Genomic DNA, 6,640 nt, shown 5'->3' on the forward strand with positions numbered 1-6,640 from the left:
CGCCGACGCCGTCCGGGTCGCCCGCGCCATCGAGGGAGCCGCGTGACCGGGCCGGGCGACGAGGCGGCCGGGCCGGGCGACGGAGTGGCCCCGGGCGACGGGCACGCGGACGCCGCCGCCGACATCGCGGCCGTCGAGCAGGCCAACACCGCGTACTACGAGGCCGTGGAACGCGGCGACCTGGACGCGCTGACCGCGGCCTGGCTGCCGGACGAGGAGCTGACGGTCTCCTGCGTCCACCCGGGCTGGCCGGTGCTGAGCGGGCGGCGCGAGGTGCTGCGCAGCTACGCGCTGATCATGGCGCACACCGAGTACATCCAGTTCTTCCTGACCGACGTCGGTGTCTCCATGACCGGCGACACCGCGCTGGTGACCTGCACCGAGAACATCCTCAGCGGCGGCCCCGCCGAGGAGGGTGCCTCGCTCGGCCCCCTCGTCGGGCAGCTCGTCGTCGCCACGAATGTGTTCCGGCACACGCCGGACGGCTGGAAGCTCTGGTCGCATCACGGTTCGCCCGTATTGGCCGAAACCGATGAGGAAGAGGACGAAGACCCTTCGCCCTGAGCCGTCCCGCCCCCCTTTTCGGGCACGAAAGCCCGCCCGGGGTGATTGGACCCGGCTCCATCGGGGTATCAGCGGCTATCTGTTCCGTGCCCGCAGGCCCGGCCCCCGCGAGGGAGGGCTGTCGGTGCTCGCGGGTAGATTCGAAACCGGGCACCCGGCCGCCCGCACGCGGCCCCGTGCCCCTACGACCAACGACAGCAGGAGTGATTCGCGTGGATCGTGTCGCGCTGCGCGGCCTCAAGGCCCGCGGGCACCATGGCGTCTTCCCCCGGGAACGGGAAGAGGGACAGACGTTCATCGTGGACCTGGTGCTCGGCCTCGACACCCGCCCCGCGGCAGCCACCGACGACCTGACGAAGACCGTGCACTACGGCGTGGTCGCGGAGGAGGTCGTCGCCGTGGTCCAGGGCGAGCCGGTCGACCTGATCGAGACGCTCGCCGAGCGCATCGCCCAGCAGTGCCTCAAGCACGACGGCGTCGAGGAGGTGGAGGTCGTGGTGCACAAGCCGGACGCGCCCATCACCGTCCCGTTCGACGACGTCACCATCACCATCACCCGGAGCCGAGCATGACTGCATTTTCCACCGAAGGGCAGAGCGACCCGACCGTACAGCCGGTGCCCGCCTCCGTGGTCGAGCAGGTGGACGCGGCGGACATCACCCTCTCGAACCCCAAACTCGCCGTGCTCTCCCTCGGAGCCAACCTGGGCAACCGCCTGGAGACGCTCCAGGGCGCCATCGACGCCCTGGAGGACACGCCCGGCCTCCGGGTCAAGGCGGTCTCCCCGGTCTACGAGACGGAGCCCTGGGGCGTCGACCCGGGCTCCCAGCCCTCGTACTTCAACGCGGTGATCGTCGTGAAGACGACGCTGCCCCCGTCCTCGCTCCTGGAGCGCGGCCAGGCCATCGAGGAAGCCTTCGAACGGGTCCGCGAGGAGCGCTGGGGCCCGCGCACCATCGACGTGGACATCGTCTCGTACGCGGATGTCGTCTCCGACGACCCCGTGCTCACCCTCCCCCACCCCCGGGCCCGCGAGCGCGCCTTCGTCCTCGCCCCCTGGCACGACGTGGACCCCGAGGCCCAGCTGCCCGGCGCGGGCCCGGTCGCCGAGCTGCTGACCGGTGTCGGGCGCGACGGCGTGCTTCCCCGGGCCGACCTGGAACTCCGGCTGCCGGAGTAGTCGTTAGGCTCACAGGACACAGCACGACGATCACGACGACCACAGGCGCGAAGGGCGGCTCACCCGGTGAAGCAACTACGGCTCGGAGTCCTGGCCGGCCTCTTCGCCGCCGCCGGAGTCCTGTCCTGGGGCGCCGCCCGGCTCTGGGACTCCCTGGGCACACTGCCGAGCGTCCCGCTCTTCGCGCCCATCGTCCTCGCGCTGATCGCCGTCGTCCTGCTGGCCACGGCGCTCTCCATCCGCACCCGACTGCGCGCCCAGCGCGAACGCCGCCCGGGTGCCAAGGGCGTCGAGCCCCTGATGGCCGCCCGCGCCCTGGTCTTCGCCCAGGCGAGCGCCCTGGTCGTCGCCCTGGTCTCCGGCATGTACGGCGGCACGGCCGTCTTCCTGCTCGGATCCCTGGACAACCCGCCCCGCCGCGACCAGGCCGTCTACGCCGGCTTCGCGGTCCTGGCAGGCGTCGCGGTCATCGCCGCCGCCCTCTTCCTGGAACACGTCTGCAAGCTCCCGGACGACAAGGACGACAACAAGCCGGACGCGGCGGCGGCGTAGGGCCGGTGCCGGGTCCGGCTCGTCAGCGGGTCGGGGGCGGGATCAGCGCGCCATGATGAGGCTCATGGCCTCGGCGCGCGTCGCGGGGTCGCGCAGCTGCCCGCGGACCGCGGAGGTCAGCGTCTTCGCCCCGGGCTTGCGGATGCCGCGCATCGACATGCACATGTGCTCGCACTCGATGACGACGATGACGCCGCGCGGCTCCAGGATCTCCATCAGGGACTCGGCGATCTGAGTGGTCAGCCGCTCCTGCACCTGCGGCCGGCGGGCGTAGACGTCGACCAGCCGGGCCAGCTTCGAGAGGCCGGTGATCTTGCCGCTGGTGGCCGGGATGTATCCGACGTGCGCCACGCCGCGGAAGGGGACCAGGTGGTGTTCACACGTACTGAACACCTCGATGTCCTTGACCAGCACCATCTCGTCGTGGCCCAGGTCGAACGTGGTCGTCAGGACGTCCTCGGCCTGCTGGTACAGGCCGGCGAATATCTCCTTGTACGCCCGCGCCACCCGCCCCGGCGTCTCCTTCAGGCCCTCGCGGTCGGGGTCCTCGCCCACGGCCAGCAGCAGCTCCCGGACGGCGGCCTCGGCACGCTTCTCGTCGAACTCGCCGATCGGCCCCTGGGGGTCCAGCGTCACCGGGTCGGTCATGTGTGCCTCGTTCCTTGAGCTGTCACTGCGGGGGCATCCGCGCAGGTATACGGAGAAAGCCGCGCCCCCAACAGGCTAGAACCTGGGGGACGCGGCATCCATTCCGGGCCTGGCGGGAGCCCCGTGACGGGGGACACACCGGGTCGGTGACTAGCTCTCGGGACGATCCTCGGGGAGGGCCTCCGTGCTCGGGACGGTGTCCGTGACCGAGCCGGCGGCCGTGCTCGCGCCGTTGGTGAGGGCGAGCTCCTTCGGGGAGAGGACCGGCGGACGGGTGGACGGGGTGCGCCGGGCGGATCCGGTCCACGCGGGGCGGGCCGGGCGCTTGACGATCGGGGCGAAGATCTCGGCGATCTCCTCCTTGCCCAGGGTCTCCTTCTCCAGGAGGCGGAGGACCAGGGTGTCCAGCACGTCGCGGTTCTCGACGAGGATCTCCCACGCGTCGTTGTGGGCGGTCTCGATGAGCTTCTTGACCTCCTCGTCCACCAACGCGGCGACCTCTTCCGAGTAGTCGCGCTGGTGGCCCATCTCGCGGCCCACGAACGGTTCGGTGTTGTCGCCGCCGAACTTGATCGCGCCGAGCCGCTCGGTCATGCCGTACTGCGTGACCATCGCGCGGGCCGTCGCCGTGGCCTTCTCGATGTCGTTCGCGGCGCCGGTGGTCGGGTCGTGGAAGACCAGCTCCTCGGCCGCGCGCCCGCCCAGCATGTACGCGAGCTGGTCGAGCATCTCGTTGCGCGTCGTGGAGTACTTGTCCTCCTCCGGGAGCACCATCGTGTAACCGAGGGCGCGGCCGCGGGAGAGGATCGTGATCTTGTGGACCGGGTCCGACTGGGGGGAAGCCGCCGCGACCAGGGCGTGTCCGCCCTCGTGGTACGCGGTGATCTTCTTCTCCTTCTCGGACATGATCCGGGTCCGCTTCTGCGGGCCCGCCACGACGCGGTCGATGGCCTCGTCCAGCATGGCGTTGTCGATGAGCTTCTGGTTGCTGCGCGCCGTCAGGAGCGCGGCCTCGTTCAGCACGTTCGACAGGTCGGCACCGGTGAAGCCGGGCGTACGGCGGGCGACGGCGCCGAGGTCGACGTCCGGGGCGACCGGCTTGCCCTTCTGGTGGACCTTCAGGATCTCCAGACGGCCCTGCATGTCCGGCCGGTCGACCGCGATCTGCCGGTCGAAGCGGCCCGGGCGCAGCAGCGCCGGGTCGAGGATGTCCGGGCGGTTCGTGGCGGCGATCAGGATGACGCCGCCCTTCACGTCGAAGCCGTCCATCTCCACGAGCAGCTGGTTGAGCGTCTGCTCGCGCTCGTCGTGCCCGCCGCCCATGCCGGCGCCGCGGTGGCGGCCGACGGCGTCGATCTCGTCGACGAAGACGATCGCCGGGGCGTTCGCCTTGGCCTGCTCGAACAGGTCGCGGACGCGGGAGGCGCCGACACCGACGAACATCTCCACGAAGTCGGAGCCGGAGATCGAGTAGAACGGGACGCCCGCCTCGCCCGCGACGGCGCGCGCGAGCAGGGTCTTGCCCGTACCGGGAGGCCCGTAGAGCAGGACGCCCTTGGGAATCTTGGCGCCGACGGCCTGGAACTTGGCCGGCTCCTGGAGGAACTCCTTGATCTCGTGGAGCTCCTCGACCGCCTCGTCCGAGCCCGCCACGTCGGCGAACGTCGTCTTCGGGGTGTCCTTGGTGATCAGCTTGGCCTTGGACTTGCCGAACTGCATGACCTTGGAGCCGCCGCCCTGCATCTGATTCATCAGGAACAGGAAGACGACCACGATGAGGACGAACGGCAGCAGCGAGAAGAGGATCGAGACGAACGGGGACTGCTTCGAGGGCGAGACGGTGTACCCGTCCTTGATGTCGCCGCTCTCGTACTTCTTCTGGAGCATGTCGGCGAGCTGGACGCCCTGGTTGCCGATGTAGCTCGCCTGGAACTTGCTGCCGGACTCGTCGGCCAGTTTCTGGCCGTCCTTCAGTTCGATCTTGATGATGTGATCGTCACCGGTGGTGAGCTTGGCCTGGTCCACCTGGTTCTTGCTGATCGCCTGGATCACCTGTCCGGTGTCCACCGTCTTGTAGCCGCCGCCCGAGCCGACGACATTCATCAACACGACCACGGCGAGGACGGCCAGCACGATCCACATGACCGGCCCACGGAAGTATCGCTTCACGTCCATCCATACGAGGCGAAGACGCCCCGTCCCTCCTGCCCGTAGGTAAATGCTGCTGTGAGTAAAGACTGTTCTTCGGACGGTACCCCAGCATGGTCACCGGCGTCCGCCTCGGACGTCCGGCAATCGCGCCTCGAAGGCTCAACGGCGGGCGGCCCCTGAGGGTTCCCGGCGGGCCCGGCTGAGGGCCCGCGGGCCCTCAGCCTCCGTATACGTGCGGGGCGAGGGTCCCGACGAAGGGGAGGTTGCGGTACTTCTCCGCGTAGTCCAGCCCGTAACCGACGACGAACTCGTTGGGAATGTCGAAGCCGGTCCACTTGCAGTCGAGCGCGACCTTGGCCGCGTCCGGCTTGCGCAGCAGGGTGCAGATCTCCAGCGAGGCGGGCTCGCGCGAGCCCAGGTTCGACATCAGCCAGGACAGCGTCAGGCCGGAGTCGATGATGTCCTCGACGATCAGGACGTGCTTGCCCTTGATGTCGGTGTCCAGGTCCTTGAGGATCCGGACGACACCGGAGGACTGGGTGCCCGCGCCGTACGAGGAGACGGCCATCCAGTCCATGGTGACGGGGGTGGACAGCGCGCGCGCCAGGTCCGCCATGACCATGACGGCGCCCTTGAGGACCCCGACGAGGAGCAGGTCCTTGCCGGCGTACTCCGCGTCGATCTTCGCGGCCAGCTCCACGAGCTTCGCGTCGATCTCTTCCTTGGTGAGGAGCACCGACTGGAGGTCGGTGCCCATGTCCTTCTCGTTCACCCGCGTCTCTTTCTGTGCCTGCCCGGTCCGGGGGTGGAGCCCCGGGCCTGCGCGGCCGCTCGCCCTGCTCGTCAGCCGCTCGTGCGTCAGCTCTGCCGAATGACCAGTCTGCCACCCTGCCGCAGGGCTTCGACGCGGCCGGGGAGGTTGATGGCCTGCTGGCCGCGCCAGCCGGTGACCAGGCGGTCCACTTCCTCGATGTGCCGGGCGAAGAGCGAACCGGCCGGGGATCCCGCCTCTATGGCGGCCCGGCGCAGCACCCGGCGGCGCACGGCGGGGGGCAGGGCGTACAGCTTGGCGCACTCCAGCCGGCCGGCGTCGTCGCGTACGTCACGGTCGGCGGCGGCGGCCCAGGTGTCGAGGGCGTCGGCGTCGTCGCGGGAGAGCTGGGCCGTACGGGCGAGGGCTTCGACCACGCCCTTGCCGAGGGCCTTCTCCAGCGCCGGCAGGCCCTCGTGACGCAGCCGGGAGCGGGTGTAGGCGGGGTCGATGTTGTGGGGGTCGTCCCAGACGGGCAGGGACTGGGCGAGGCAGGCGGTGCGGGCGGTCTGCCGGTCGAGCTGGAGGAAGGGGCGGCGGTAGCGGCCGGCCGGGCCCGAGGCGGCGGCCATGCCGGACAGGGAGCGGATGCCGGAGCCGCGGGCGAGGCCCAGCAGGACGGTCTCGGCCTGGTCGTCGCGGGTGTGGCCGAGGAGGACGGCGGCGGCCCCGTGGCGTTCGGCGGCGGTGTCGAGCGCGGCGAAGCGGGCGTCGCGGGCGGCGGCCTCGGGACC

The 6,640-nt window shown here is 70.5% G+C and carries 8 protein-coding genes; 4 read left to right on the forward strand and 4 right to left on the reverse strand.

All coding sequences use genetic code 11. The features are described from left to right. Positions 1-84: 84 nt before the first annotated feature. The 4 genes from G3I41_RS27750 to G3I41_RS27765 all read left to right on the forward strand — a co-directional run bounded on the left by G3I41_RS27750 (position 85) and on the right by G3I41_RS27765 (position 2,296). Positions 85-564, forward strand: coding sequence for a nuclear transport factor 2 family protein (locus G3I41_RS27750; protein ID WP_164403120.1), 480 nt, complete (start codon positions 85-87; stop codon positions 562-564). Between the two features lie 212 nt (positions 565-776). Then, positions 777-1,136, forward strand: coding sequence for a dihydroneopterin aldolase (folB, locus tag G3I41_RS27755; protein ID WP_073966343.1), 360 nt, complete (start codon positions 777-779; stop codon positions 1,134-1,136). After that, the gene (gene folK / locus G3I41_RS27760; RefSeq protein ID WP_164403115.1) at positions 1,133-1,744 is read left to right on the forward strand and encodes a 2-amino-4-hydroxy-6-hydroxymethyldihydropteridine diphosphokinase; all 612 of its coding nucleotides are present in this window, start codon (positions 1,133-1,135) and stop codon (positions 1,742-1,744) included. Before folB ends, folK begins: the two co-directional genes overlap by 4 nt. Positions 1,745-1,810: 66 nt before the next feature. Then, entirely contained in the window at positions 1,811-2,296 is a 486-nt protein-coding gene (locus tag G3I41_RS27765) for a DUF3180 domain-containing protein (protein ID WP_164403116.1), read from the forward strand. 42 nt (positions 2,297-2,338) lie between these two features. On the opposite strand, the gene folE is transcribed toward G3I41_RS27765, so the two are convergent. The 4 genes from folE to tilS form a co-directional block, all read right to left on the reverse strand. Then, positions 2,339-2,944, reverse strand: coding sequence for a GTP cyclohydrolase I FolE (gene folE / locus G3I41_RS27770; RefSeq protein ID WP_164403117.1), 606 nt, complete (start codon positions 2,942-2,944; stop codon positions 2,339-2,341). Between the two features lie 150 nt (positions 2,945-3,094). Next, the gene (ftsH, locus tag G3I41_RS27775; protein WP_164403118.1) at positions 3,095-5,119 is read right to left on the reverse strand and encodes an ATP-dependent zinc metalloprotease FtsH; all 2,025 of its coding nucleotides are present in this window, start codon (positions 5,117-5,119) and stop codon (positions 3,095-3,097) included. 193 nt (positions 5,120-5,312) lie between these two features. Then, a complete protein-coding gene (gene hpt / locus G3I41_RS27780) occupies positions 5,313-5,852 on the reverse strand; it encodes a hypoxanthine phosphoribosyltransferase (protein WP_164403121.1) in 540 nt (179 codons plus the stop codon). Between the two features lie 101 nt (positions 5,853-5,953). Continuing rightward, a partial coding sequence (tilS, locus tag G3I41_RS27785) for a tRNA lysidine(34) synthetase TilS (protein ID WP_164403119.1) occupies positions 5,954-6,640 on the reverse strand: 687 nt, incomplete at its 5' end.

It is taken from the genome of Streptomyces sp. SID9727, from assembly GCF_010550605.1.
Lineage (GTDB): Bacteria > Actinomycetota > Actinomycetes > Streptomycetales > Streptomycetaceae > Streptomyces.